General features: G+C 62.2%; 21 protein-coding genes. 9 read left to right on the top strand and 12 right to left on the bottom strand.

Annotated features, from left to right (window positions below; all coding sequences use genetic code 11):
• Window positions 1-380 precede the first annotated feature (380 nt).
• On the bottom strand, window positions 381-1,271 hold the full coding sequence (locus tag AC1DR7_RS09975; RefSeq protein WP_478052184.1) for a DMT family transporter: 891 nt from the start codon (window positions 1,269-1,271) through the stop codon (window positions 381-383).
• 99 nt (window positions 1,272-1,370) lie between these two features.
• On the opposite strand from AC1DR7_RS09975, the gene AC1DR7_RS09970 reads away from it, so the two are divergent.
• The 4 genes from AC1DR7_RS09970 (at window position 1,371) to AC1DR7_RS09955 (ending at window position 4,602) form a co-directional block, all read left to right on the top strand.
• Window positions 1,371-1,955: a helix-turn-helix domain-containing protein gene (locus AC1DR7_RS09970; RefSeq protein WP_478052183.1), complete on the top strand. Its 585-nt coding sequence runs from the start codon at window positions 1,371-1,373 to the stop codon at window positions 1,953-1,955.
• Window positions 1,956-2,106: 151 nt separating this feature from the next.
• A complete protein-coding gene (locus tag AC1DR7_RS09965; RefSeq protein ID WP_457321460.1) occupies window positions 2,107-2,631 on the top strand; it encodes a DUF1993 domain-containing protein in 525 nt (174 codons plus the stop codon).
• 754 nt (window positions 2,632-3,385) lie between these two features.
• Window positions 3,386-4,276 (top strand): lipid II-degrading bacteriocin, encoded by an 891-nt coding sequence (locus AC1DR7_RS09960; protein ID WP_478051946.1) that lies wholly within the window; start codon window positions 3,386-3,388, stop codon window positions 4,274-4,276.
• Window positions 4,273-4,602, top strand: a complete 330-nt coding sequence (locus AC1DR7_RS09955; protein ID WP_457489194.1) for a hypothetical protein — start codon at window positions 4,273-4,275, stop codon at window positions 4,600-4,602. Before AC1DR7_RS09960 ends, AC1DR7_RS09955 begins: the two co-directional genes overlap by 4 nt.
• A gap of 699 nt (window positions 4,603-5,301) precedes the next feature.
• Here the strand turns inward: AC1DR7_RS09955 and AC1DR7_RS09950 are convergent.
• The 4 genes from AC1DR7_RS09950 to AC1DR7_RS09935 form a co-directional block, all read right to left on the bottom strand.
• On the bottom strand, window positions 5,302-6,279 hold the full coding sequence (locus AC1DR7_RS09950) for a DUF1684 domain-containing protein (RefSeq protein WP_457321021.1): 978 nt from the start codon (window positions 6,277-6,279) through the stop codon (window positions 5,302-5,304).
• 5 nt (window positions 6,280-6,284) lie between these two features.
• Window positions 6,285-9,296: a TonB-dependent receptor domain-containing protein gene (locus tag AC1DR7_RS09945; RefSeq protein ID WP_478053029.1), complete on the bottom strand. Its 3,012-nt coding sequence runs from the start codon at window positions 9,294-9,296 to the stop codon at window positions 6,285-6,287.
• Between the two features lie 105 nt (window positions 9,297-9,401).
• Window positions 9,402-10,592 carry an OsmC family protein gene (locus AC1DR7_RS09940; RefSeq protein WP_478053030.1) on the bottom strand — a complete coding sequence of 397 codons (1,191 nt, stop codon included), beginning with the start codon at window positions 10,590-10,592 and terminating at the stop codon, window positions 9,402-9,404.
• Window positions 10,593-11,129: 537 nt separating this feature from the next.
• Window positions 11,130-12,017, bottom strand: coding sequence for an NmrA family NAD(P)-binding protein (locus AC1DR7_RS09935; RefSeq protein WP_457321879.1), 888 nt, complete (start codon window positions 12,015-12,017; stop codon window positions 11,130-11,132).
• A gap of 130 nt (window positions 12,018-12,147) precedes the next feature.
• Here AC1DR7_RS09935 and AC1DR7_RS09930 point away from each other — a divergent pair, with 130 nt between their 5' ends.
• The 4 genes from AC1DR7_RS09930 to AC1DR7_RS09915 all read left to right on the top strand — a co-directional run bounded on the left by AC1DR7_RS09930 (window position 12,148) and on the right by AC1DR7_RS09915 (window position 18,432).
• Window positions 12,148-13,095: an AraC family transcriptional regulator gene (locus tag AC1DR7_RS09930; protein ID WP_478055011.1), complete on the top strand. Its 948-nt coding sequence runs from the start codon at window positions 12,148-12,150 to the stop codon at window positions 13,093-13,095.
• A gap of 721 nt (window positions 13,096-13,816) precedes the next feature.
• Complete coding sequence (locus AC1DR7_RS09925; RefSeq protein ID WP_159496190.1) at window positions 13,817-14,215, top strand: response regulator; 399 nt, start codon at window positions 13,817-13,819, stop codon at window positions 14,213-14,215.
• A 334-nt stretch (window positions 14,216-14,549) separates the two neighbouring features.
• Window positions 14,550-16,013 (top strand): EAL domain-containing protein, encoded by a 1,464-nt coding sequence (locus tag AC1DR7_RS09920; RefSeq protein WP_478052163.1) that lies wholly within the window; start codon window positions 14,550-14,552, stop codon window positions 16,011-16,013.
• 1,261 nt (window positions 16,014-17,274) lie between these two features.
• A complete protein-coding gene (locus tag AC1DR7_RS09915; RefSeq protein ID WP_457322058.1) occupies window positions 17,275-18,432 on the top strand; it encodes a GGDEF domain-containing protein in 1,158 nt (385 codons plus the stop codon).
• A 589-nt stretch (window positions 18,433-19,021) separates the two neighbouring features.
• On the opposite strand, the gene AC1DR7_RS09910 is transcribed toward AC1DR7_RS09915, so the two are convergent.
• The 7 genes from AC1DR7_RS09910 to AC1DR7_RS09880 all read right to left on the bottom strand — a co-directional run bounded on the left by AC1DR7_RS09910 (window position 19,022) and on the right by AC1DR7_RS09880 (window position 25,546).
• The gene (locus tag AC1DR7_RS09910) at window positions 19,022-20,365 is read right to left on the bottom strand and encodes a DcaP family trimeric outer membrane transporter (protein WP_478051940.1); all 1,344 of its coding nucleotides are present in this window, start codon (window positions 20,363-20,365) and stop codon (window positions 19,022-19,024) included.
• Window positions 20,366-20,455: 90 nt separating this feature from the next.
• Window positions 20,456-21,244: a 2-oxo-3-hexenedioate decarboxylase gene (gene dmpH / locus AC1DR7_RS09905; RefSeq protein ID WP_457320979.1), complete on the bottom strand. Its 789-nt coding sequence runs from the start codon at window positions 21,242-21,244 to the stop codon at window positions 20,456-20,458.
• On the bottom strand, window positions 21,241-22,281 hold the full coding sequence (gene dmpG / locus AC1DR7_RS09900; RefSeq protein WP_478051939.1) for a 4-hydroxy-2-oxovalerate aldolase: 1,041 nt from the start codon (window positions 22,279-22,281) through the stop codon (window positions 21,241-21,243). Before dmpG ends, dmpH begins: the two co-directional genes overlap by 4 nt.
• 10 nt (window positions 22,282-22,291) lie before the next feature.
• Entirely contained in the window at window positions 22,292-23,230 is a 939-nt protein-coding gene (locus tag AC1DR7_RS09895) for an acetaldehyde dehydrogenase (acetylating) (RefSeq protein WP_346482324.1), read from the bottom strand.
• A 40-nt stretch (window positions 23,231-23,270) separates the two neighbouring features.
• Window positions 23,271-24,065: a fumarylacetoacetate hydrolase family protein gene (locus tag AC1DR7_RS09890; protein ID WP_346482323.1), complete on the bottom strand. Its 795-nt coding sequence runs from the start codon at window positions 24,063-24,065 to the stop codon at window positions 23,271-23,273.
• Window positions 24,062-24,265: a tautomerase family protein gene (locus tag AC1DR7_RS09885; RefSeq protein WP_350469436.1), complete on the bottom strand. Its 204-nt coding sequence runs from the start codon at window positions 24,263-24,265 to the stop codon at window positions 24,062-24,064. Before AC1DR7_RS09885 ends, AC1DR7_RS09890 begins: the two co-directional genes overlap by 4 nt.
• An 18-nt stretch (window positions 24,266-24,283) precedes the next feature.
• On the bottom strand, window positions 24,284-25,546 hold the full coding sequence (locus AC1DR7_RS09880; protein WP_478052241.1) for an MFS transporter: 1,263 nt from the start codon (window positions 25,544-25,546) through the stop codon (window positions 24,284-24,286).
• 148 nt (window positions 25,547-25,694) lie between these two features.
• Here AC1DR7_RS09880 and AC1DR7_RS09875 point away from each other — a divergent pair, with 148 nt between their 5' ends.
• Complete coding sequence (locus AC1DR7_RS09875) at window positions 25,695-26,366, top strand: hypothetical protein (protein WP_457321693.1); 672 nt, start codon at window positions 25,695-25,697, stop codon at window positions 26,364-26,366.
• The last annotated feature ends 50 nt before the right edge of the window (window positions 26,367-26,416 follow it).

Here is a 26,416-nt window from a genome sequence, read left to right as displayed (position 1 = left end):
CCCTCTATTCAGCCCTATCACCGTCGGTGACTACGACATGCCGGTTTCTTGGACGAGATCAGCGGCAGAAGAGCTAAAGAAACTTCAAGTGAGCTCCACCACTCGAGCTCGGATCCGAGCCCAAGCATCGAAACTGGATCAAGTTGTGCGCTACAGGGCCGGCGTCACGCCAAACACTTATTACTACACCTGTCGCACCGGGAAGCCCATCCTTGGCTACTGGCGATCGGGTGACCGGGTGCGCATCCTCACCGTTATGATGCCTCCGCCGTAGCAAGCACTGGGCCAAGTCAGAAAGATCGCGCTTCATCTTGAAGAGTCAGACTGAAGTGCCCAGTGACTGGATGCGAGCTTGAACTTCAAGCTTCGCAGATTGGAGGCTATGCGTTCCTGCGTTCCCGACGAAAAAGAGTCCACCCAAAATTCATTCCCGCCACGGCCGCCAAGATCGCAACGGCTCCGGCGACCTGCATTGTTCCCATCAGGTGGCCGTACGCCCAGGCATCGACAATGATGGCGACGATAGGATAGACGAACGAGAGAACACCCACCAGCGCGGTCGGTAGCTTCTGGAGCGCGCCATATAGCAGTGTGGACATCAGGCCGGTGTGGATGAAACCGATCGCTAGCAGTAGCCCCCAGACATGCGGCAGAGGTGCGCCGTCGGGCCAGGTCGCGAACGGCGCCAGCAGCACGCTGCCCACAATCATCTGGATGACGACGATCACGTGCGGCGGCACCTCCTTGAGGCGCTTGGTTATGGCCGCGGCGATGGCATAGAAGAACGCAGCCGCCAGCGCCAGGCCTATGCCAGCCAAGTAGCCCGGCGCGTGCGAGCCCGCCTGATGGCCACCGATGACGATGAGCACAACCCCGCCGAAGGCCACACTCAGCCATCCGATCTTGTTAGCCGTCGGCATTTCGCCGAAAAACAGCGCTCCGAGAGCCACCAGCATGAAGGGCTGCGTGTGATAGGTCACGGTGGCGACCGAGATGGAAGCGTGCGCGTATGCCGCAAACAGCAGGACCCAGTTGAGGATCAACGCGACGCCGCCTGCAGCCGCCAGCCCTACCTGCCTTCGATTCAATACGCCCCGGCGTAACAGACCTAAGCCGCCACAGGCCAGCAGCATGGCACCCGCTCCGAAAGCGCAGCGCCAAAATACGACGGAAGCGGGCGGCATCCTGGTTTCGAGCACGAACCAGCCGACCGTGCCGGAAATGACCATCGCGGTGGTCATTTCCAGGATTCCCCGACTTCGGATGTTCATTACCACGTCCTTTTAGGAAGAGGCCGTTCGACATATCGAACGATTGGCCGGTATGATGCCGATACCGATGCTTTTCGTCAAACCGAACGATCGTTCCACATGGAGAACGAAATGCCATCCTCTTCCATAACTGCCCCGCCCTCGCCGATCGGCCTGCTTTCAGCTTCGCTTAGACGGGAGCGCGAGCGCGTGGGTCTGTCCATTTCCGAGTTGGCCAAACGAGCCGGCATCGCCAAATCCACCCTGTCGCAGCTTGAGGCGGGAGTCGGCAACCCGAGCTTGGAGACCCTCTGGACCCTGGCGATGGCACTGGACGTCCAGGTGACCCGGTTGATCGCCCAACCTAAAAGCCACGTCCAAGTCATCCGCGCCAATGACGGTGCCACGGTGGCGTCGGAGCAGTCGCACTACACGGCCACCCTGCTGGCGGTCTGTCCGATGGGTGTGCAGCGCGATCTCTATCGGCTGGCGGTCGAACCTGGCGCACCTCGCCTGTCTGAACCGCATCCGCCGGGAACGATTGAACATGTCGTGCTATGTAGCGGACGTGCCCGGCTCGGACCAACCGAACAGCCCGTCGAACTGTCCGCAGGTGACTATGCGAGCTATTCAGCGGACCAGCCTCACATATTCGAAGCGATCGAGACCGGAACCACCGCCATTATGTTGATCGAGCACACGTGAGGCGCGACGCTGGTCTTAACGTTTTCCCGCGTCTACAGAAGCGCGAATGAGGCCGGCATCATCGCTCCCACATCTGCCAGAATCAGATCGTTGAGGGGCATTACTGGCCTGCACCCGGCACCATCCCCGGTACCAAGCAAAAGGAAGCTGCATGACCATCCATCAAGTGAACATCTGCGGATTCGCGCAGATGCTCCGCGCGCTCAAAGGCCAGCTGGACAAGGCCGAGGCCCATGCGCTGGCGCTCTGCTACGACCCGCGCAACCTGCTCGCAGCGCGTTTGGCGCCAGACATGCACACGCTTGCCAAGCAGATACAGTTCGCCTGCACCCAGGCGCGCGAAGCGGCGTGTCGACTCAGTGGACAGCCGCTGCTATCACTTCCTGCCCCCGTCGACATGGACCAGGCGCGTGCGCTGATCGACCAGACATTGCACCACCTGGCCGGCGTCGACGCGGACGTGATCAATGCCGGCGCCTCGCGCGATGTGGCCATCGAGCTGGCCGACGGCCTTGCCTTCGACATGAAAGGCAGCGAATACGCGGCGAACTGGGCCACCCCGCAGTTTTATTTCCACCTGATTACCGCTTACAGCATCCTGCGCCACAACGGCGTACCACTGGGAAAGGCTGATTACGTGCCGCACATGTTCGCCTGGCGGCGACAAGACGGTTGATCCGGAGCAGGCCGAATCTCAGACCGGCTGACACTCAACAGCCATAGATTTTCGTCCTCTCTTTCTCACCTGCCCCTCCACGCCCGATGACCGGCCCCTCGGCGCCGCCCTACTCTGGGCTAAGTCCTGACCTAGGCCCGCGCCTCGAACCATCCGGCTTCGCCCTCCGCTGCCGGCGTGCTCGGGCGCCAAATCGACGAGTACTTTGGCGGTCAGACACATTCGACGCACGGAGCCATATGTGTTCCGAATCGGGCAGCGTGGATGTCAGCGGCTGGCATCAACCATATCCCAGCTTGACGCGTGCGACCGCTACAGGGCTCAAACGGCCAGATGTACCTTAAGGCTCGCGTGACCACTTTGCCGCCCCTACGATTCAATCACTAGATCAAGGACCTTGGCTCATCAAGGAGTGTCGGATCCTGCGCCTTCGGCCATACCATCGCATTCGGGCGCCGCTACCAGTAGGGGGCCCGATCAGTAGGGGCCCGATGAAGGCTTGCCCTAATCACGGGTTCCTCCATCCCTTGATTACAAACACATGCCGGTGCACGCTCGCGATGGCGAACAGATTGCGGGTCGGAGAAGCGTTCGCTGTTGTCGGAGGGCATCGAAAAAGGACGAAGCGGAAACTCAATTAGAAGCTCGGCCCAGTAGCGTGGCTCGCGTAGAGGTCGCCAACGGGCAGCAAGACCTCGACATGCCGTTAACACATACATAACGATTGCGACTCATTCCCACATGGAGACGTGGCATGTCGACTGTTCCTACCCTTCCGACCGTTCCAGTATTTGCGCCCCCGCAGCCAGACCCCTACTTCGGCTTCGGCGGCGTCCAATACGCAATCGCGTTGAGCTCTCCTATCCTTCAGGAGGACACGCCCCCGCCCATCATCATCCGGGCTCACTTCGCAAATTCGGACGGGATCTGGGCGACCGAAGGCACGGATCAGCTCTATGAGCTCTGCAAAGTGATGAGCAACCGGCCTGGCGATTTCGTGCGCCAGCAAATTTTCCGCTACGGCGCCTACTGCGGCTGGCTCGGTGGGAACAGGGAATGGGCGCTCCCGGGTTCCACTCCAACCTCGCAAAATGGTGTCCCCATTCTCGATCCCGTGCAGGCCTGGGTCGAAGACGGGATGCGCTGGCCTCCCGCTTGGCGCGGCAACCTCTTCGACACCCCATTCCTCGCAATCCAGGGCGTGGCGCATTACATTGGAGTAAAGGAGAGCCGGACCGTCTCCCTCGCTGATCTCGGGCTCTTCAATCAAGTGACTGACTTCTCCCCGATCATGAACATCTTGCGTGATCACAACAACGGGGATGGAACCTATCAGTTCAACGAGGCCTTCTTCGAATACAACACTTTTGATCACGTCACCAATAACGTGCATGTTGCCAGCCTGATTGGACGGGTCGCGGGGACATTGACTGGAACCCTCACCATCACGGGGGGCACTTATGTCTTTGATGGAAACTATGGCCTCAACCCAGACACCTACGATGCCAACCCTTCGAATCGACCTCACTACCAAGAAGCCCTGACATCGTTCCTTCAGGCGATCAGTGATGCGGTAGGCACCACGAACTATCAGATCAACTTCACCGGCCGGAACACCGTTCACTTCCAGGGCAGCCGACCGTGAAGCCGGTATACGCTGCAGCACTACTCGTGGCCGTGTCGCTCTCCGCCTGTTCGCGTGAAGAATGCCCGGACTTGAGCAGCGAAGCACAACAGGAACAAGTCTACCGCTACGTTGTTGGAAACACGCTTCCAGCACTGAAGGACGTGACGCGTAATGATGTGAAGTTTATTGACTCTTCTCGCTACAACGCTGATAGCCGGATGTGGCGGTGGAACTTCCAAGCAAAAGGTCGGGAATACATCGCACTGATCGGTTGTGATGGGAGCGTTGAGCTATCGGTGGCGAAAGAATCACTGACCAGACAGGGCTTGTTCGCACCTAGGTGAACTCGTCTGCAACCAGAGGGACAATCCACCTCTGCCTGACTATCAAGGACGCCCGATGTTTCGCATCGGGCGTCTTCCATTCAGGGTTGATACGGCCCTGTCGCCACTCAGTGCCGCCCTCGCTTCGTCATCTAAAAAGCCGCATGGTCAGGGAACGGGCCTTCCGCACTCCGGAAGGCTTCCCTTCCGCCTCTGCCTGCGTCGTCTCCAGGCACGCTCGGCCAAGGCCGCAAGTCCCAGAAAGCAAGCAAACAGCAAGGCAACTTCAAGCAGGCTGAGAAGCAAGTTCATGTCCGGCGCCTTTGGCAAAAACTCGTCGATTGCGAGGTTCAAGGTGGTCGCGCACCTCGCACACGAGACCAAATGTATTTCAGTCACTCATCAGTAAAACGTGATTGCCATCACCTTTTACCGCATTAAGAACAGTTCTTGCGGGCCACACTGGGAGCCCTCACCCTCACGGCCGGCCGACTCAGCTTTCTTACCTTTGCGAACGTCTTGATACAGGTTAGCTCCAATACATATGAGCTGGCCTTGACTGGCCTATCCTTGAAGCAGTTCCGGACTTCTATCTCACTGGCGTACAGCTCCGGCGTTGTCCAGAATACGCGCTGCATGCGCTCGCTGACGTATCCAGGCAGTGACACGAAAGGAGCGGCGAGATGCGCACCCCATGGTGAACGTGTACGGAAGGGCCGCTTAGTGCTGGGCGAGCGCGTATTTCTTCTCGCCCGCCAGCACCGCCAGTCGCACCCGCTGGCCGTTGGTGTCCTGATCGGCCAGGCGGTTCTCCGGCGGCGGCAGTGGGCAGGTGGCGAAATCCGTATACGCGCAGGGCGGGTTGTAGGCGCGATTGAAATCCAGCGCGACCGTGCCGTCCGCCGCCACGGGGCCGGTGCGAAGATAGCGCCCGACCCCGTAGGTCTGCCGGCCGGTGGTCTTGTCCTGGAACATCAGGTTCAGGCTTTTCGCCGGATCACCCAGTGCTTCCAGCCGCCACTGGCGCCCTTCCTTCTCGAACATCACGTAACCGGGGTTCGGGGTCTCGGCGACGTGACCGATCACGCTCACGATAGGCAAGGTCTTGCCGGCCGGGTGCGGAACGAACCGTGCCTTCACACGCCAGCGCTCATCGGGCGGGAAGAAATCCAGTCCGGTGAACCGGAGCCGCGCCGGTGCATCGGCGTGGCGCACCCGCAAGGCCACGCGCTGGCCGCGCCTGATCACGGTGATCTGACCTTTGCCCTCGTCATAGGCCAGCTTGGTCCCACCTCCCTGTCCCTCAGGCTTCAGGCGCACCTCGCCCTGCACGGGTGTGCCGTCGGAAGTGACGCGCGCGCCTTCAACGGGCGTGAAGTACACGCCGTCCGGGCGCTGCTCCACTTGGCCCAGTCGATCCGGTGCGATGGCCAGCTGGAGGGTGTTGCCCTCGCCCGCGCCCACGCTTTGCGTTCCGGCTTCGATCCAGTGCAACCCGATCAGGCTGATCCAGCCATCGGCCTTGCCCAGGTCCGCCGCACGGCCTTTTACCCATGCGGCATGCTCGCCCGCGAAATCCGGCGCAGCGGGCGCGGTGCCCGACGCCTGCGCCTGCGCCGCGGTGGGGTCGCCCCGGGGGCTGCACGCAACCGCAGCCAAGGCCAGCAGCAGGCAGGTAACACGTGTGTAGGTCTTCATGCGGATCACCAGTTCTTGGAAATGCCAACGTGCAGGTAACGTCCGTAGGTTTCGTGCAACGCGCTCAGGTAATTGCCGAAGGCATTGAGTGGCGGTTCTTCGTCGAACAGGTTGCGTGCGCCCACTTCCACCGAGGTGCCTTTGAGGCGCCCTTCGTTGAAATCCTTCTTCACCGACAACGCCCAGCGCTGGGTGGCCTTGACGACGTAGGGCGTGCGGTCCGAATACGCGCCGGCCTTGACGCTGCCGATGTAATCGTCGCGCAGGCGGACCGTCCAGTCCTGCAGGTTCCACAGGAACGTGGCGCTGCCGCGCCATTCCGGCTTGGCGCCGTTGATGCCGATCTCGTTGGCCGCGCCCAGGTCGGGCGCGATGATGTTCAACTGCCCGTTCGCGATGGCGGCCGCCACCTGCTGGATCTCGGCCGGCTTCTGCTGGGTGTATTCTTTGAGCTGACTGACGCTGAGCAGGACCGCGAAGTTGCCCCACCCCGTGTCGCGCACGCGCCAGTTGAGGTTGTAGTCCACGCCAGAGGCCGTCAGCGGCCGGCGGTTCTGGTAGCGGTTGTAGATGTGGGTCACCACGCCCGCCGGTGCAAGCCCGGACCCTTCAAACAGCGCCGCGTCTTCGGCGGTCACCGCTGCACGCACCACGTTGGAATTGCTGCTGCCTTCCACCACGCGCAGGTAGGCGTCGTACAGCAGCTCCTCGCCCAGGGTGTTGATCGGATTCTCCACTTCCACCCGCCACGCATCCACGCTCAGGCTGACCGCGCCCAGCCGCTCTGGCAGGAACTGCGGCTCCAGCACCGCGCCCCATGACGACTGGCGGGTGGTCTCCGGCTTCACGTCATCGCCGTAGGAGGTAACCGCGCTCACCGACGGTTTGACCGGCGAACCGCTGCTGTAGGCATTCAAGCAGGCGGTGTAATCGGGCTGCGCCCCCCTGCTGATCAACGCATGACAGCGGATCGCATCGCTGTTGAAACCGAACCCGTAGGTCGGCGGCGAGTTCACCAGCTCCAGCCCCGGCGCGCGGAAGCCGCCGCTGACCGAGCCACGCAGCAGCACGCTGTCATTCACCTTCCAGGCCGCCGCCAGTTTCGGCTTGGCCACCTTCCCGGCATCGCTGTAGTCCTCCCACCGGCCCGCGATCTGGACATCCAGCGACTGGACCAGCGGCACCTCATGCGCAGGCGAGACCAGCGGCACCGCCAGTTCGATCAAGGCCGATTTAACGTTGCGGCTGCCGTGCACGTCCGGCCGCGGGCTATGCGTGAAGAAATTGCTGGCCGCAACGGTGCCGGTGTACCAGTCCGTGTACGGACGGCTGCCGTCGATGTTTTCGTCGCGATCATCGGTGCGGCTTTCATAGCGGTACTCGACACCCGCTGCCAGGCCGATGTCACCGGCGTACCAGCTGAGCAGATCCGGACGGTTGACCTTGAAGTCCCACAGGGCCAGCTCGGTCGTGCCTTCGCGGGTCGCCTCGCCAATGAACGCCGAGGTGTCGTACGGCGTGGCATCCCCCACCCGGATGCTAGCCGGATCACCGCCACTGAACGGGTTGTACGCACCGGCGTCGGTACGRTTCACCGCGGCGATGAAGGCGTCGGTCAGCCCGCCCTGCTGCGTGTCGGTGCTGCGGGCGCGCGAGTACAGCAGGGCCGTTTCCCAGTTCCAGCCGCCTTCGGTCCAACCGCGAAGGCCCAGCAGGGCCCGCGACTGATCGTTGTCCACCTTGACCCGGCGGATCCCCGAATCGGCGAACTGGTAGTTCAGCAGCCGGATCGCATCGGCACCGCGCAGGGACTGCGGCACCCAATACGCATCCGGCCGGATGTGCAGCAGGAACCCGTCCCCGCCGAAACCCGACTCGCTGCTCACCCAGGATTCGGAGGTGGCCCGGTAGTAGCCCAGCTCGCCGAACAACTGCATGCTGTCGGTGAGATCGAAGCGGCCACTGGCGAACACATTTCCCTTGCGGATGGACGGTGACGAGGTGATGCCCGGCTCGGCGGCCGAATCGTAGTGATAGCGGGTCGGCACCGTGCCGGAAATCAGCGTGCCGGTGGCCGGATCGACATGCCAGCTGCCGGTGCGCCGGCCATTGGCGTACGTATCGAAATGACCCCACGGCGTTCGCGTGCTGAAGCCGGCCGTGCCGTCGGGATCGGGCACGCTGGTGCCATCGCCCAGCGGCCGGCGACCATCGGTCGCGGTGAACCAGGCATCGGAATTGCGCTGCGCCGTGCGCCTGGAAACGCCATACAGCACCGAGATGTTGCCGCGGCCTTCGGCAAAGTCACTGCCGAAGTAGCCGTCCAGGGAGACATCTTCGCGGTGGCCGTCCGAGACCTTGCCGTAGTTCATCTTGATGCCACCCCCATTCTGCAGGTTGCTCGGCGTCACCAGATCGACCACGCCGGCCACGGCGTCGGACCCGTAGATCGAGGCCGCCCCGTCCAGCAGCAGGTTGACGCGCTCCAGGCCGAAGGTCGGAATCGCATTGGCGTTGTAGGTGGTGTCATCGCCGCTGTTACTGATCGGGTGCTGCACGGTGCGGCGGCCGTTGATCAGCAGCAGCGTGTACTTGGCGCCGAGGTTGCGCAGGTTGATCGAGCCCACGTCGCCGCGGGCGACATTGGAGTTCCGCCCTGCGTTGGTGGTGCCCTTTTCCGTGACAGCGACATCACCGAACTGCGGCAGGCTGCGGAACAACTCGTTGCCGTTGGTGGCCCCGGTGGCATCGATCTGTTCCCGGTCCACGGCCACCACCGGCAGCGCCGCCTGCGCGCCACCGCCGGCGATCTGCGAGCCGAGCACCGAGACCTTGTCCAACAGCCGGGTATCGGTACGCTGCCGTTCCGGATCAAGCGCCGCTTCTTCCGCCGCCTGCGCCCCGGGCGCCAGCAGCGTGCACAGGGCAAGCGCCAGACGGCCGCGACGCGGCAGCAGCCCCTGCACGTCGTACCACGGCTGCTTCACGCCCGGCTGCGAACGAAGAACGCGCGTCATTGAGTATTCCCATGTCGTTTTCTGAGGGCACGGCGGACCCGGGCGTTCCCGCCCACGGTGTCCCCGGGAGAATCGCGGCCCCAAGGCCGCGGCGCGCAGGCGCGCTTAGTCGTTCACTTCTGCATACGCGCCGCGGACGATGCGGCCTTCCAGCTTCTGCTCGTCCTTGACCAGGTTGTAGAGCGGACAGGTGGCTTCGACCGACTGTCGCAGCGCGTCGATGTCTTTTTCGGACGCCGGCGATTCAATCCGCACCTTGTAGCGGATGTCGCTGTAACGGGCCGGCGAGCGGACATTGCTGCCGAAGCGCGGGCTGAGCTGCCCATCAACGGTGAGTTCCAGCGCATCCAGCAGCACGTTTCGTCCCGCCGCCTGCACCTCGAAAATGTGGGTCAGGCAGGTGCCGGTCACGCCCAGCAGGTGTTCCTCCACCGTGGGTGCCAGCCCGTAGCCCAGCAGGCCGGTCGCGCTGTCGTGCAGTTGCTGGTGGTAGCCGTCCTTGCCCAAGAACACGCGACGCAGTCCGGTGCGCGGTTCGACATGGGCACGGGCCACCAGTGGTTCCGGCTCGGATGCTTTTTCCTTGCCGGCGGCCGGCTTGCCTTGCCTGGCGAGCACCGCCGGGCGCTTCTCCTCGGTGATGAAATCCCGCAGGCCTGGCGGAAGCTTTGGATCGCGCACCGGCGCACTATGGATGTACTCAACCTCGGCGTGGCTGACCTGCTGCGGCTTGGTCACCAGATCAATGGCCGAGGAATTGGCGTGCACCGCGCGCTTGAGCGTTTCGAGCTGCGCATCGGTGGCCGGCGAGTCGATGTAGGCCACGTAGGAGAGATTGTTGGGATACGTCAGGGTCTCGCTCTTGCGCTCGGGGATGCTGGTGAACACCACATCCAGCGCATCCAGTTGCACGCCCTGCACCGCCGCCTGCACGATGTACTCATCGGCCACCGAGCTGGCCAGCGTGCCGACCAGCGAATCCCAAGAACCGGCGCCTAGGTTGTAGCCGGCGTAATTGCGGCCACTGTCGCTGATGTACTGGAACTCGCCGGTGGACCCGATGCGCAGGCGGCGTACGCCGGAGCGGCTTTCGGCGGTGACCTTGGCATGGATCTTCGTGGGCGGCACCACCCGCGCCGACTGTGTCTGGATGGCAGCGCGCTTGGCCGTCAGATAATCGCGCAGTGGTGATGCCTTGTCCTGCGCCGCAGAGGTCAGCGGGGCCGCCAACAGTAGTGTGGCAGACAGGAGGGCGGCGACAACTTTGCGCGGCGGCGCATAACGGGCGATGGACATGGGGGGGTGGGCTCCAGAAGCGATCTGAACAAGAGCCCACTCTTTCATGTTCGAACCCCACGTTTAAATAACTGTTGGCAATTCCCATATTAGTGGGGGGGGGTGACAGGAACCATGGCCGACTGGCCCCTGCCCCAGTTCCGAGACGGCGTCGATTGCTGAGAATCGCTGTTCGATGCATCGCACCCATCGCTTAGGCAACTGCGCCCATCGAGCCAGCCCGAGGATGTTCGTCCACTCGATCCCTGGCGCGCGCTTGCAAGCGTCCGCGCCCATCCATCCAATTCGACCCCAGCTCGGACTCCATCGAGCGGGTGCAGCGGGGGGGGGGGCGGCGCGGCTATAGTTCAGCGCTTGCAGCCTAAGCGAGCCATCCGTGGTGACGCAAGGCCAAAGCGCGTTCCAGCAGGGCCTTCGGCATCGCGCTCACGGGAACCCTGAAATGCCGACGCTGGATGCGGGGGCGACCGGCTCTAAGCCAGACGACGAGATAACATTGACATTGGGATCTTGGCACACGCCTACCTGGTTGAACGGCTATGGTCCCGACAGATAAGGCTTGAGGGTGCTCTCGCACCACATTCTGAAGGTTGTGGGCGTGCTGTTCTGTGCTGTCCTCTCCACACCCAAATCAAGTCCCTCACTTTTTGCACGCGCCATCGAAGCCATCCCCTCTGCCATCGCGCGCGAGAAGCCAAAGCGTTCGAACTGGTCCTTGTAGCTGGCAAGGGAAATTTGTTCATAGGCTATGTGACGGCCGAGAACCTCGCTCATCACCCTTGCCATCTGATCGAATGAGATATTCTCAGGACCAAGCACGGGGACCTCGGCTTGGCCTTCCCAAGAATCATCGAGCAGCCACCTCGCCGCCACTGCCGCAATGTCGTCTGTCGAACAGGACGGCAGTTCAAGATCTCGGGGTATCGGTAGAGAGAAGACGCCCCTATCTCGTAGTGGTCGCCCCTGCATGAGCACGTTGTCCATGAATGAGGGCATCGCAAGCGCTCTCTGATGCACGCCCGTACTCGAAATAAGGTCATCCATGGCGAGCGATGCGCTCACATAGCCGGCATCGGCAGCTTGAGGCGTGTTTCGCCCCAAAGCGGTGACCTCCACCACCTGAGTGATGCCGGCCGCTTTGATTTCAGCTGCAGCAGGCCGGGTGAAGCCGACATAGGCTTCAATCACGCTTCCCGCCGCAGGATCCGCGGGGACCAGCCAAAACAGCTTTTGTGCCCCTCGAAATGCTCGCTGCACTGTAGGCGCGTCTGCATGGCTTCCTTGCACGACCTCAACTCGCGAGCGCACTCCGATCGGTAGTTTTGAAGGGTCGCGGACAATCACCCGCACGGGTGCCTCCGCTGCGAGCAGTCTAGGAATCAACCGGCTACCGATCTGACTGGTTGGTGCCGTTACAACAATCATCGGGCGCTCCTAACGAGGTGAACCAGGGAGCGAAGCGGCTGGTTGGCCGCTTCATGTGGAAGCAGCTTAGTCTTGTGTTTCGAACGAATCATTCTTTATAGTTCTAATTATTTGCGCGATCGTTCAGCCCGTGGATCCTCTCTCCGACCTGCTCTCCCTCTTGCATCCGGTCGCAACAGTCTCTTCTGGCTTTCGAGCCGGGGGAGCATGGTCAGTCAAGTTCTCGGATCAACATGGCCAGATCAAGTGTTACGCAATCCTCGAGGGAGCCTGCTGGATGGCCGTGGACGGGGTTAAAGAACCTTGGCGATTGGCAGAGGGTGATTCATTTGTGCTTCCCCGAGGTCGTCCGTTTCGGCTTGCGAGCGATCTCTCCTTACCCCCCATCGACTCATCCACGCTTTTTCCTCCGGCTAACCGAGGGGGCGCGGTAGTTTTGGCGGATGGCGCCGGGTTTTCCTTAGCTGGGGCCCGCTTTGCTGTAACTGGCAGTCAAGCTCCTTGGCTACTGGGCCTTCTTCCGCCGGCGATTCATCTGAGAGTCGCAGACGACCGGGCGGTCCTGCGGTGGGCGGTCGAACGCATGATGCAAGAAATGCGCGAATCGAAGCCAGGAGGAATGCTCCTGGCCCAAAATCTTGCCCAGACCATGCTCGTCCATGCCCTGCGGGCACATCTTAGTGAGGCAGGCGCTAGCGGGGCGGGTTTGCTGGCCGCGCTGGCTGACCCGCGGCTGAGCCGAGCGCTCCGGGCTATTCACGCTCACCCAGCGAGGAAATGGACGTTGCGCAGCCTTGCGGCCGAGGCCGGGATGTCCAGGACTGTCTTCGCCACCCAATTCCGGGCTGCAATGGGGGAGACCGCAATGCTGTATCTGACACGCTGGCGAATGGCTCTGGCCTGCGACCAGCTCGAGCACTCCAGGGAGTCGGTCGCTCAGGTGGGATCTTCGCTTGGATACGATTCAATTAGTGCGTTTTCGACTGCCTTTAAGCGCGTCTTAGGCATCTCTCCACTGAAATATAAGTCGGCCTTGAGCAAGCAGCCAAGGCTCGCCCCCTCAACCCACCCACCATGATGCTGCGCCTCCTTCGGTTTTCTCTCGGCTGTAGACTCTGCTGCCCACCCGTGCGTATAACTCAGAGCAAGCGCATCCAATGATGTGGCCCCTTGGGGATCGTGAAGGGCGCGAGGTGCCGCAAGCCAAGGCCCTAGCTGTCCGGTCGCGCCGGAGGAGCAGATCGGAGCCGGCGCCGACCAGGCCTCTGGACAGCGCTCGAACACAGCCCTCTCTCGCTCGTCGTGCGACTAGCCTTAACGGCCAGCATTTCCGGGGCGCGTTTCGCGTCGCTATGAGAAGACCCAGCGACACCGGGAGAAATAACCATGCCTAGACCTTCGCTCCAGGTGCACTGGGGAGAACGCTGCTATTTGCTTGGATCCTTTTGCCATTTAGGACCTGTCCTCAGGGTCATGAGGAAGGTTCAGCTAAGCGTACAAATCGTCAATAGTGGCTCCATCGCCCTGTCGGTAAAGGTGCCGCCCCCCGCGAAATGCTCGTCCTATCGTCATCCACCACTTCGATGCTGTCTAGTTTGAGCATCAACTGCCTGCTGTCCCTGCCCCGCCAGGAGTCCGGCGGAGAAGGTCGTGGCGTTCGTATTCCGGCGTGCGGAGGATGGGCGCAGCCTTGGCCAGGGCCCGACCGCGACAACGAATTTTCAGCGATATGCTAAGGGCTGCCATCAAGGCAGAGGCGGGTACGCCGATGAAGTGACTGTCAAAGGGCTATCCTATCAATGAGCGCAATGCAGGTAGACGAAGTCATCATGCCCAAACTACCATCTCGCATCCTCTTGGTTGAAGACGAGGACACGATCCGCGACCTCGCCGGCGAGTTCCTTACCGAATGGGGATATGAAGTGGCGACGGCGGCCAGTGCCGAGGACGCTCGGGAGAAGCTGCTGCTGGGACGCCCCTTCGATTTGCTTGTGGCCGACATATGGCTTCCAGGCATGAACGGCCGTGCTTTGGCCAATCACACCCTCGCCCTGCACCCCACGACACGGGTTCTCTTGATCACCGGCTACGCGGGTGGTGGTAATGAGCCATCTTCTCTAAGGAGAGCAGGTATTGAGCTGCTTGGAAAGCCGTTCACCATGAGAGAACTGCTCGTGCGTGTGCAGAGCATCCTATAGATGCAACCGTGTGTTTCCAGAATTGAGCAACCCGCGCGCGGGGGAGTGGCGCGCCCCCTCGTTGGATCCAGGCGGGGCATGATTTTTCAGAGACCTATGAACCGACTCGGATCCTCGCCGAGGGGTTCACGCACCGGCTACGGTAGGTCGCCTCAACTCAAGCACGCTTGGCAGCCTGTAAAAAGAAGCCGCCTTGGATCGCGCTGTCAATATTTCGGATAGACGGCCGATACTTAGAGTTCCACGTGAGATCTCCATAGTGGGGGAGCAGCCGCTGCTTACCTTTTGACAACGAATGAGACAGCCCCAGACCCGTCTTCTAGAGTGCTTTACTGTGGCCACGTCGGTCGGCATCTCGTTGCTGATAGCATTGGCATCCGTACAGGCGGTGCTCTACTACTACGACAGCGAAAGCGCCGAACGAGTCGCAGCGCGCGCGGTGGCTCAGATCGAGGCAATTGCTTCTAACAGCCAGGCAGCGGCACGGCTCGCCGCCAACGCGAGGGACATTTGCTCTCCGGACGATGTCGACAAGCTCAAGGAGATCACATTCCGCTCTGCCTACCTGAGCGATGTTGGCCGAGTAAAGAACGACCAAATCGTTTGTACGGCGCTATGGGGAGTCCTCGCCACCCCCATCCGACTTCCTCCGGCGAACTACCACCGCAAAAGTTTAAGGATTTGGCGTGCCGAAGAGGTCCTTGGATCCCGTTATCATCAGACCAACTTGGTACTCCGCGACGACCTACTTACTGTCAGCTCTCCCTCAGCGTTCGATGACATCGATCCCGTGCATCGCAGTTCGATCATGGTCTTTAGCCAGGACAAGAAACATGTCTTCAAGGCAATAGCAGCGCGGCGGATGACTGGCGGCTTCTCCGAAAGTGTCATTGTGAGGCAGTTGTGTAGCAACACTATCGCGGCCTGCGCGGCTGTGCGGCTTCCACGCAAAAGCCTTTGGCAGCTCAACGCTTGGCTGCTTGGATGTCTAGCGATTGGCGCTGCCGCAACGGGCTCCGCCGTTTCGATCCTGATTCTTAGGCGCCGACACGCCCCGAGGAACCTGGATGAGAAACTTGCGTCTGCACTTAGCAAGGGCCTTATCACCTTGGAGTACCAGCCCTTGTGCGATGGCATCACCGGCCGAGTCATGGGCTGGGAAGCTTTAAGCAGATGGACAACATCCTCGGGAGAAGTCATCTCCCCGGACATATTTGTACCCCTTGCGCAGATCCACGGCCTGAGCACGACGCTGGCGCGCTATGTTGTGCAGCGTGCACTGAGCGAGCTTCGTCCACGGTTGGAAGATCGCGACTACTACGTCTGCGTGAACGTTGAGCCGGAGGACATTGCCGACAACGACTTCCCCTCATACGTGGAGGATGTGGCCGCGCGCAAAGGCATCCGACCCTCTCAGCTGAAGTTCGAGGTGACCGAGCGCACAGACATCGTGCACCCTGACTTTCTGAAGAACATGCAATTTCTCCAGTCCAGAGGGTTCGCCTTCCTGATCGACGATTTTGGCACAGGTAACGCAAATTTCTCGCATCTTGCAAAGACCCGATTCGACGGCATCAAGATTGATCGGCTTTTCACCTCCGCCTTGGCAACGCCCTCACCACTTCGCTCTGTTCTCCCTGCGATCTACGAGCTCGCGATCACGCTGGACCTCGCAGTGACCGTAGAAGGAGTCGAATCCCAGGTGCAGCTTGAAGCAATTCGTCATATCGCTCCGAAAGCCACGGTCCAAGGCTGGCATCTTGGCCGCCCCAGTGCCGCTGAAGCGCTGGAACATTGATCATGCTCCGTCGTTCCTTCGCCCCAGGGACGGGTTTGCAGTGTGGCGGCTCATCGCCCCGCGCCGCGGGAGCCTGCGTTCTTACGTGAGCCGTTCGTACTTGTGGGCGCCTCCCCCGACGAGGCACTCCCCCTACCAAGCGGCGCGGACGCAGTGGCGAAAGGGTCTCGAATGCTGGCGCCCTCCGGTGCTCACATGCTTGTGACCATGCTCCAGCCAAACGCAGTGTCCGCGTTTGCTCACAACGTGGGCTACATCACCGCAGCGGCGGACGCTGAAACCAGAGAACAAGGGTGCTCCGCCTTGGAGCTGCGGCGACGGGGAAACGTAGCTTTTCCGTTGGCGAAGCGGCCGAGCCACACGCAGCTCTGGAAGGCTCGGACTCTAGGCTTCGTTGCCTTGGGGATATGGCGGTCGCTAGAGGTGCGTAGACGACCGCTCTTTACCAGCAACATGTCATCGTGAAAATATGGCCTTCTCTAGTCAGAAATGCCCTTATGCTCTCATCTGCCTTTGAGGCGAGATGAGGAAACCCGGGCTATAAAGCAAGCGGACCGACAGGCGCTCCAAAGTACTTGCCTTCGTACGACGCAACTGCTCGTCTCTGCGGCTTCGGACCATGCAGACTTCGACCTTTGGACCAATGGACCGGCCGTTGGGCAGGCGGAAACTGAGCCAGCGAACCTCCATCTGATTGCCACGGTTAACGCCATTTCTACTGTCCTTGCGATTCCTTACTACCCTGCGTCAGCCTTGGCCCATAAATCACCATTTGAGAGGGCGTTCGCCTGCAGCAGACTCTAACAAGTGGGGCATTGCAATAAGCTCAATCAGCCGTGAAGAGGCTGTGGGCGCTAATTTTCAGCGGATCAATTTTGGCGCACTGGGCAAAAATTAGACCGGGACGGAGGGGGTAAGGCCCGACGCTCACGGACAATTTTTACATTTTTCGGCTTGGTGCAAAATGTGACGCCCATCACCGCTTATAGCTAACCTGATTTATCGACCCTCCGGCACGGCCCGCTCCTGCCGGCGTCCCTTTTTGCTAGTAAAACAAGTCCATATCTTCAGCCCTCTGGCCCCAACCTTAGATGCATTAAGGCATAGATGACACTCCGCTACCGGCCGCCATGCGCTTAAAGCGAGACATGTGTCATGGCCCACATCTTGAGAAATTCCGGATCATATGGCGCTTAGCGATTCGAGGCCTATCCCGGTCCTGCGGGGTCACTTACTCTCGACGCCCCTAAAGTCGCAGCGCATGGAACTCAATACCATCGAGATGATTCATATCCCCACCCTCCTCGGATACAGTGCAGCCTTACTCGGGTCCATTGCTCTTCTAATGGTGGCCATACGTCCGCCGGGACGCCGGTTCGCATGGTTTGCCGCCCCTTTCGCCGCAGGTGCTTTGGGATGCATGTTCCTCGTGAGCCCGGCCTGCCTTCCTGAAAAGGCTGGACTACACTTCGGGGCGTTCTTTATTTCCTTAGCTTTCGCTTTCGGCTGGCAAGCTGTCCGTGCGTTCTTCGACCTGCCGGCACGATGGGTATCGCTCATCGCCCCGTCTACCGCGTGGTTGATCGCTGCTTTTCTCCTGTTTGATCCATACGGGCTTGAAGAGCTCAATGCGGCCGTACGAATTGGGTTGGTTGCTTTTTACTCCGGTCTCCCGGCGCGTCTGCTATTGCAGAAAGCAGATGAATCCTTACCCTCTAAGCTTCCCTTAGGCGTCATCTTTGCTGTCTCCGCTTTACTCGCGGGCATTACGCTGCCCTTTGTCACTTGGCTTCCCCAACCACTGGGCGCGGCCCAGCCGCAGGCCTGGGCTGTTGCGCTTTTTAACGGCCAGATCGTTCTCGAGGTACTCCTTGCGAGCGCGCTCATGGTGTCGATGAGCAAGGAGCGCGTATCGCGGGAATTCTATGAGGCCTCGATACGCGACCCCCTAACAACTCTGTACAACCGACGCTTCCTTGACCAAAGGAAAGTCTCTTGGCAGCGGAGTGATCGTCACGAAGCGCGGCAACGCGCTATCATCTATTTTGACATAGACCATTTCAAACAGATCAACGACAAGCACGGTCACGCACTGGGGGACGACGTTATCGTCATTGCCGCTCGTGTGGCCCAAAAAGCAGTGCGGAAGAAGGACTGGGTGTTTCGCATCGGGGGAGAAGAATTTCTCTGCGTCTTGCCTGACTGCAGTGCGCCAGAGGCTCTAGCCGCTGCGCAGCGCTTGCGCACAGGCTTTCAGGAGGCTGCCCTAACTGTTAACGGGCAGCGTATTGAGGCTACGTTGAGCGCTGGCATCGCCGTGGGTATCGCCGGACAAACGAACTTCGATGAACTGATCCTTGAGGCTGACCGTCATCTCTACATGGCCAAGCAGCAGGGACGAAATCGCGTCATTGCCTAGACTCTAGTCCGGAGATCGCAGTGTTGCTCTTCGTTCTGTTCGTACCCGCGCCAGCCTGACACGCGGATAAGTCAGTCGAGAGGCACACACCATGCTGCGTGACAACGCTACATCGTCGTCTACCGTCGCAGGCAATTTATGCTCGACGAACTGTTGGGCGGCGCGGCTGCGGCCAGCTTGGCTCTGGTCGCCAGTCCGACCGCAGCACCGCACAGCGCCGCCGGTCGGTTGCGAAGTTGATGTGGTCCAGCCCGTGAAGATTCTTTGTAACCACGTCGTCACACGCAGATACTACGCACGTGCCGGAGGTTTGAAGTTTGGCATTGAGGTCCCCTCCGTGTCCTCATAGCGACACCGTTCCTAGGAGCACACAGCAAGAGCCACCCTCAAGTATCTACGCCATGGCCAGGAAAGAACGCACGTAATTCCGCACCCGCGCGCCAGTTACCCCAACCTTCTCCCGTGTTCCCGTGCATTCGGCACYTCTCCTCGATATCGTCGACGGCAGACTGGGGATGAGAGCTGACTTAGACGTGGCATATCAGCGCCCGCTCTCCCCACGGCCATTTATGGGGAAGCTCTAGCAGCCTCAGAAGCTATATTTGACGTGAGTGTGCAGCCGGTTCAGATCGCCAGCCTCCCCATTCTCCAGACGGCGCTGGGCGTGACTCAGCTCTGCGCCGAGGTCCAGCTTCGGGAACGGCGAGTAAATCAGGTTGACGCGCCAGGACTGTGCGCGCTCGGTAACCAGCGCGCCGGTCCATTGCGCATCGTTGTCCAGCCAGGCACCGGAGTAGACGAGGTTGCCGCGCAGCTTGGGTGAGAAGGCGTGGCGCCACGCCACGAAGCCGCCATAGCCGTCCTGGGAATGCAGCTCCCCTTCGGCGTCCAGCACGCTGTCGGCACCGAGTGCGAAGCCGAGATAGCGACCAATGCCCTGGCCGCCGCTGACCATGTAGCGCAGGTCGTCATTGCTGCCGACGTTGACGCGCCCGGACAGGCTTGCCGCAATCCCGGTATCGGTACGGCCGTCGTAACGCAGGTTGCGCACCATGGCCGCCACCGTGACGTGGCCCCAGGCACCGCGCTGCGCCCAGCGGGCGGAGATGTCTGGCACCGTGTCATCGCCACTGTTGAGGCGGGTGCCGTTGCCCCGGTAGGTCGCCACCGTCGTTTGCGGATTCTCCAACGAGAACGACCACGGGCCGCGCGTGTAGCGAAGCTGCGCCTGACGGTTGAAGATGGTGCCCTCGGACGGACCGGTGAAGTCCACCGTGTCCGGCAGTGCCGCTACATCCTGGAAGTTGGACCAGGTCTGGCCAGCCAGCCAGTGGTTCCAGCTGACATAGGCCTGGCGCAGGGTCAGCGCGTAGGTGTTGGTGATCACTTCATTCCCGGCGAAGGCGTTGTTGCCGCCGCCATACATGTCTGCCTCGATATACGCTTTGAGCGTGTCGCCACGTTCGGTGACGGTGTCGGCGCCCAGCCAGAACCTGGAGAACTGGGCATGCACGTCGGTGTAGCTGGCGCTCTTGCCGTTTCCATCCCCGGCGACCGGGGTGGCGGCCGGGAAGTAGAACAGACGGCCGGCCGAGCCATCGGCGATGGCGCCGTCGCTGGTCCGCGTGGTCATGGCATCGAGTTTGATGAAGCCGCCTGCCGTGAAGCGGGTGCCGGGCATCGCCCCGGGCAGGATCGGCGTTGACGCTTGCGCGGGCGGTGTTGCAACGGCCACCGCGGGGGTGTTCTCGGCCGCTTTGGCATCGCGCTGTTGGTACACCTGCAGCAACCCTCGCATCTGCTGCATCTCCGCTTCCAGCTCGGCCATGCGCGCCTCCAGCGTGGCGGTATCCACGGCCTGCGCCAGCGCCGTCTGCGGTAGTGCGGACAAGGCCAGCCACAACGGCACCGAGGCCGCCGTTCTCCTCTTCATTCCAACCATGATTCCCCTCCCAGGGCATAGCGATGCCGTCACGGCCTGGGTGAACAGGCCGCGTGGCGTTGACGAACGGGGTGGAGCGTTCTAGATGAAGCGCATGGCGACGGTACCGATGCCGTCGCCGCGGACCAGGACGTTGTCGCCGGCCTGCACGGCAATTGCCGCAGTGATGGCGCCGGACAGCACGACCGCGCCCGCTTCCAGCGGCTGGCCATGTTCGGACAACATGTTGACCAGCATGGCCACTGCAGCGGCAGGGTCGCCGAGCACGGCCGCACCGGCCCCAACCTCGGCGACCTGGCCGTTCTTCTCCATCACCACCCCCAGCGTCTGCAGATCGAGCGTGGCCGGGTCCGTCGGGCGCGACCCCAGGACGTAGCGCGACGCCGAGGTGTTGTCGGCGATGACGCTGGGCAGGTCGAACCGGAAGTTCTCGTAGCGCGAGTCGATCAGCTCGATGGCCGGCACCACGTAGTCGGTGGCAGCGAGCACATTACTGGCGGTGCAGCCTGGGCCACGCAGTGCATCGCGCATCACGAAAGCGATCTCGGCCTCCACCTTGGGATGGATCAGCACGCGGGTGTCCACCGCCGCGCCATCATCGACGGCGTTATCGCTCCCGAGGAACCCGTAAATGGGCGTGTCCACGCCCATCTGCTGCATCTTCGCATGGGAGGTCAGGCCCATCTTCATGCCCACGATGCGTACCCCTTCGGCCTGCTTCAGCGCACACAGGCGTTGCTGGATCCGATAGGCGTCAGCCACATCCAGTCCGGGATAGGTGTCGGTCAGTTTGACCACCTCACGCACGTCGCGTTCGGCTTCGCGCAGCAGGCGGGCGCAACGATCAAGGATTTCGTTATCAAGGCTCATGCGGGTTCCTTCACTGCGGCCGCATCACGACGGCGCAGCATGTCCAGGGCGACGTCGACAATCATGTCTTCCTGGCCGCCGACCATGCGGCGCTTGCCCAGTTCAACCAGGATGTCGACGGTATTGATGCCAAAACGTTGCGAAGCGGCCTCGGCGTGGCGCAGGAAGCTGGAATAGACGCCGGCATAACCGAGCGCCAGCGTTTCACGGTCCACGCGCACCGGGCGGTCCTGAAGCGGTCGCACGATATCGTCGGCCGCGTCCATCAGGGCGTAAAGGTCGCAACCATGCACCCAGCCCAGGCGCTCGGCCGCTGCAATGAACACTTCAAGCGGCGCGTTGCCGGCACCGGCGCCCATGCCGGCCAGGCTCGCATCGATGCGGATCGCACCGGATTCTGCCGCGACGATGGAGTTGGCCACGCCCAGCGACAGGTTGTGGTGGGCATGGATACCGATCTCGGTGTCCGGCTTCAAGGCCTGGCGCAGGGCCTGCACCCGGTCACGCACGTCATTCATGCCCAGCGCACCACCGGAATCGACCACGTACACACAGGACGCGCCGTAGCCTTCCATCAGCAGCGCCTGCTCGGCAAGCGCGGCGGGGGCAATCATATGGCTCATCATGAGGAAGCCGACCGCATCCATCCCCAGGGCATTGGCTGCTTCAAGGTGCTGGCGCGAGATGTCCGCCTCGGTGCAGTGGGTGGCCACACGCACGATCCGTGCGCCCGCGGAATAGGCGTTCTTCAGGTCGTGCACGGTGCCGATGCCGGGCAGCAGCAGCGTGGCGATGCGCGCATGGCTGACCGACTCGGCCGCTGCTTCGATCCATTCCAGGTCGCTGTGCGCGCCGAAGCCGTAGTTGAACGAGGCGCCTTGCAGGCCGTCGCCGTGGGCCACCTCGATGGAGTCCACGCGCGCCTTGTCTAGTGCGCCTGCAATGGTGCGCACCTGCGGGAGGCTGTACTGGTGACGCACCGCATGCGAACCATCGCGCAGGGTGACATCGGAGATGTAGAGTTTGTGTTGGGTCATCGGAGTCTCCTCAGGCGCCTGCCGGCTGGGCCAGCAGCGATTCGGCCATGCGCTCGGCAGTGGCCAGTGCGGCCGAGGTCATGATGTCGAGGTTGCCGGCGTACGCTGGCAGGTAGTGAGCAGCGCCCTCCACTTCCAGGAAGATGGAGGTCTTCAAGCCCGTGGTGGGGCCGATGCCGGGGACGTTGAGCGGTTCGTCGATGACGTCGAACTGGACCTGCTGCTTGAGACGATACCCAGGCACATACGCAGCCACCCTCGCCACCATCTCGCTCACCGCGGCTTCGACCTTCGCCGTATCGACGGCCTCGGACAACACATACACGGTGTCGCGCATCAGCAGCGGAGGATCGGCCGGATTCAGCACGATGATCGCTTTGCCGGCGCGGGCGCCACCGACGCTCTCGATGGCGCGCGAGGTGGTTTCGGTGAACTCATCGATGTTGGCGCGGGTTCCCGGGCCTGCCGACCGGCTGGCAATGGACGCCACGATCTCGGCGTAGTGCACCTTGGCCACCGAGGCGACGGCGGCCACCATTGGGATGGTGGCCTGCCCACCGCAGGTGACCATGTTGACGTTCAGCGCGGCCAGGTTGGCCTCCAGGTTGACCGTGGGCACGCAGTACGGCCCGATGGCCGCAGGGGTCAGGTCGATGACCCGGATCGACGGCCGCGCCTGGCGCAGCAACGCATCATTGCGGACATGCGCCGACGCGGACGTGGCATCGAAAACGATGTCGATGTCGGCAAATACCTCCGATGCGATCAGCCCTTCTACGCCGGTGGCGATGGTCGGGACGCCGAGCCGGGCCGCACGGGCCAGGCCGTCGGAGGCGGGGTCGATGCCCACCAGCGCGCCCATTTCCAGGTGCCTGCCGTTGCGCATTACTTTGATCATCAGATCGGTGCCGATGTTGCCGGGACCGATGATGGCGACTTTCAGGGTCATACCGCACTCCTGTGGGGATACTTGGGGGGATGAAGCGGGATCAGGCAAAGTGCACGTCGGCGCTGCCCAGGGCGCCCATGCGTACGCGCATGTGGTCGCCGCGCTGCACCGGGATGAGTGGCACCAGGGCACCGGAAAGGATCACCTCGCCCGCCTTCAGCGAGGTGCCGAGGCGGCCGAGCGTATTGGCCAGCCACACCACACAGTTGATCGGCGACCCCAGCGCAGCCGCGCCGGCGCCGGTCGCGACGAGCTCACCGTTTTTTTCCACCACCATGCCCAGCGTGCCCAGGTCCAGGCCCTTGGGTGGCACGCGCTGGTCACCCAGGACGAAAGCGGCAGCGGAGGCGTTGTCGGCCACGGTGTCGGTGATGCCGATCTTCCAGTCCCGAATGCGCGAATCGACGATCTCGAAACACACCGAAACCGCCTCGGTAGCCGCGATCACTTCGTGATGGGTAATGCCAGGCCCGCACAGGTCGCGCTTGAGGTGGAAGGCGATCTCGCCCTCCGCGCGGGGTGCGATCAGACCATCAAGCGACAGCGTGCCGCCGTTGCGCACTTCCATGCGGTCGGTGAGGAAGCCAAAATCCGGCTGGTCCACCTTGAGCATGCGCTGCACTGCCGCGCTCGTTGCGCCGATCTTCTTGCCCACCACGCGCTCACCGTCGGCCACGCGCCGGGCGAGCAGGTTGCTGGAGATCGCGTAGGCGTCCTCGATACGCAGCCCGGCAATGCGCTCGCTGAGCGGGTCCAGGGGCGCGCCTTCTCGCAGCGCACGGTACAGCTGCGCGGCCTGCTCGCCGATGTCGGCCGGGGTCAGGGCGGCGCTCATGCGGATGCCCCGGTCGGGGAATCGCTCTTGAGTACATCGCCCACCGCGAAGCGCTGCGGCGGCACTTCATTGACCATCACACGGATGGTCTGCATCGGCGCGTCCAGCTGTTCATGTGCAGCGCGGGCTACCGCGCGGATGAAGGCCTGCACCTTCTGTTCGTCGCGCCCCTGCACCAGGGTTACTTGGATGATTGGCATGTCAGTCTCCAGGGTGAATCAAGTCAGTTCCGCGCCCTTGGTTTCAGGCAGGAACAGCAGCACGATCAGACCGGCTAGCGCGAAGAAGCCGGCGGTAGCGAGCAAGCCGCTGCCCACGCCATGCTGGTTGGCCAGGTAGCCGATCAGCGCCGGTGCGATCGCGGCGATGGCACGGCCGCCGTTGTAGACGAAGCCCTGCGCGGTGGCGCGGATGGACGTCGGGAACATTTCGGCGAACGTGGGGGCAAAGCCGCTGTAGAAGCCGGTGCCGAAATAGGCCACCACGATGCCGAATGCCATCAACAGCCCCGGCGTGTGGATCATCACGAACAACGGCACCGACAGCGCCGAGCCGGCGAAGAAGATCAGGAAGGCCTTCTTGCGCCCCAGCCGATCGGCGATGTAACCAAAGGTGACGTAGCCCAGCGCCGCACCCACCTGCATGATCACGATCCACACCGTGGACTTGACCAGGTCCAATCCCGGACCGCCCTCGGCGACCGGCGTGGCCAGGTAAGTCGGGATCCATGTGAAGAGGCCCCAGTAGCCGCACATGGCTGCCGTGGTGAACGCCAGGCCGATCAGCGTGTTGCGCCGATGGGCACTGAACAGGGCGCCCAAAGTCTCAGTGAAGCTCAACCGCCTGGTCTGGTTGACCCAGATCTCCGGCTCCTTGACATGGCGGCGCACGTAGAAGGCCAGCAGTGCCGGCAGCAGGCCGACCGCGAACACCCAGCGCCAGCCGTACATCGGCACCACCACAGCCGCGACGATGGCCGCCGCCGCATAGCCTGCCGCGAACGCGCTCTGGATCCACGCCATCACCTTGCCGCGGTGCTGGGCCGGCCAGGTTTCGCTGACCAGCGCCGAACCGGCCGACCATTCGCCGCCGACACCCAGGCCGACGATGACCCGGAACAGCATCAGCTGGCCAAGCGTGTCCGAGAGCCCACACAACGCAGTGCCGATCGAGTAACAGATGATGCTGAGGATCATCGACTTGGCGCGCCCCATGCGGTCGGCCAGGAACCCGAACAGCAACCCGCCGGCGGCGGTCGCCAGCAGGGTGGCCGACATCACCATTCCCGCGTCGGACTTGTCGAACCCCAGGTCGGCACTGACGTGCTTGATGACCATGGCGAACAGCATCAGATCCATGATGTCCAGCGCCCAGCCGAGATAGGCCGACCGGAAGGTGCCCCACTGCTGCTGGGTGGCGCCTTGCCACCAGCGTTTGTTGCTGGCGTCGCCTGATGGCGACGTGGACGTACTACTGGCCATTTGTTCCCCCTCCGGAATTTTTGGCGGTTGCGATGTATCGGCAATCGATACCGATGGGCGACTATAGACCACAATTTTGGGAAACGGAACATATACGATACGGCGGTATCGCTATACGATACGTCCACACTTCCGAAGGTTTACGCCCATGTCCGATCTCATCCTGCGCCTCCACGAAGACCGCCTGCCTGCGGGCTGCCCGCCGATCCACCTCCCGGCACTGCCGCGTGCGGTGTATGTGCGCTCGGGTGGGTTGGCCGTCGACGGGCACGATCAAGGACAGTGGCTCGGCGAAGGCCACGCCTCCGTCGCGCAGGAGGAGACCACCCTCATCAATGGCGCCGAAGAGACGGTCTTGTGGCGCTGGGAACTGAGCGATGCCGTGGCATCCGGCCCGGGCGCCCTGCCCTCTGCGCCCGCGGCCGCCAGCACGTTGAAGCTGGAAGCGCCGGTACAGTTGGACCCGCGCTTCAGCTGGCTGATGCGGTGCGACCGGGTCGAGTTCCCGCCGGCCGGGGTAGCGCTCACCCACGTGCATCAAGGGCCGGGAATTCGCATCTGCCTCAGCGGCGAGATCCATATCGAAACGCTCGGCCAAGCGCATGCCTATCCTGCCGGGGAAGCCTGGTTCGAACTGGGGCACGCCCCGGTGCTGGCGCCAACCACAGAGCGCGAACCGACCACCTTCATCCGCTGCTTCCTGCTTCCCCGTCAGGTGAAAGGCCGCAGTTCCATCCGCTACGTGCATGCCGCGGACGCCGCGGCCAAGAAGGTTCAGCAGTACCGGGTTTTCGCAGAGCGATACATCGACCTGCCGTGAGCCGGTTGACCGTGAGGTAATCTAGCGCCTGCCGCACGTCCCTCGAGTTC

The sequence above is a fragment of the Stenotrophomonas sp. P5_A9 genome, from assembly GCF_056400525.1.
This window is presented reverse-complemented; position numbering and strand designations above follow the sequence as displayed.

Excerpts from the sequence above, each read along its gene's own strand:
- AC1DR7_RS09885 (WP_350469436.1), bottom strand. The coding sequence starts at position 24,265 with ATGCCAATCATCCAAGTAACCCTGGTGCAGGGGCGCGACGAACAGAAG.
- AC1DR7_RS09960 (WP_478051946.1), top strand. The coding sequence starts at position 3,386 with ATGTCGACTGTTCCTACCCTTCCGACCGTTCCAGTATTTGCGCCCCCG.
- AC1DR7_RS09915 (WP_457322058.1), top strand. The coding sequence starts at position 17,275 with ATGGAACTCAATACCATCGAGATGATTCATATCCCCACCCTCCTCGGA.
- AC1DR7_RS09950 (WP_457321021.1), bottom strand. The coding sequence starts at position 6,279 with ATGAAGACCTACACACGTGTTACCTGCCTGCTGCTGGCCTTGGCTGCG.
- AC1DR7_RS09965 (WP_457321460.1), top strand. The coding sequence starts at position 2,107 with ATGACCATCCATCAAGTGAACATCTGCGGATTCGCGCAGATGCTCCGC.
- AC1DR7_RS09895 (WP_346482324.1), bottom strand. The coding sequence starts at position 23,230 with ATGACCCTGAAAGTCGCCATCATCGGTCCCGGCAACATCGGCACCGAT.
- AC1DR7_RS09875 (WP_457321693.1), top strand. The coding sequence starts at position 25,695 with ATGTCCGATCTCATCCTGCGCCTCCACGAAGACCGCCTGCCTGCGGGC.
- AC1DR7_RS09910 (WP_478051940.1), bottom strand. The coding sequence starts at position 20,365 with ATGAAGAGGAGAACGGCGGCCTCGGTGCCGTTGTGGCTGGCCTTGTCC.
- AC1DR7_RS09890 (WP_346482323.1), bottom strand. The coding sequence starts at position 24,065 with ATGAGCGCCGCCCTGACCCCGGCCGACATCGGCGAGCAGGCCGCGCAG.
- AC1DR7_RS09970 (WP_478052183.1), top strand. The coding sequence starts at position 1,371 with ATGGAGAACGAAATGCCATCCTCTTCCATAACTGCCCCGCCCTCGCCG.
- dmpH (WP_457320979.1), bottom strand. The coding sequence starts at position 21,244 with ATGAGCCTTGATAACGAAATCCTTGATCGTTGCGCCCGCCTGCTGCGC.
- AC1DR7_RS09940 (WP_478053030.1), bottom strand. The coding sequence starts at position 10,592 with ATGTCCATCGCCCGTTATGCGCCGCCGCGCAAAGTTGTCGCCGCCCTC.
- AC1DR7_RS09880 (WP_478052241.1), bottom strand. The coding sequence starts at position 25,546 with ATGGCCAGTAGTACGTCCACGTCGCCATCAGGCGACGCCAGCAACAAA.
- dmpG (WP_478051939.1), bottom strand. The coding sequence starts at position 22,281 with ATGACCCAACACAAACTCTACATCTCCGATGTCACCCTGCGCGATGGT.
- AC1DR7_RS09935 (WP_457321879.1), bottom strand. The coding sequence starts at position 12,017 with ATGATTGTTGTAACGGCACCAACCAGTCAGATCGGTAGCCGGTTGATT.
- AC1DR7_RS09925 (WP_159496190.1), top strand. The coding sequence starts at position 13,817 with ATGAGCGCAATGCAGGTAGACGAAGTCATCATGCCCAAACTACCATCT.
- AC1DR7_RS09975 (WP_478052184.1), bottom strand. The coding sequence starts at position 1,271 with ATGAACATCCGAAGTCGGGGAATCCTGGAAATGACCACCGCGATGGTC.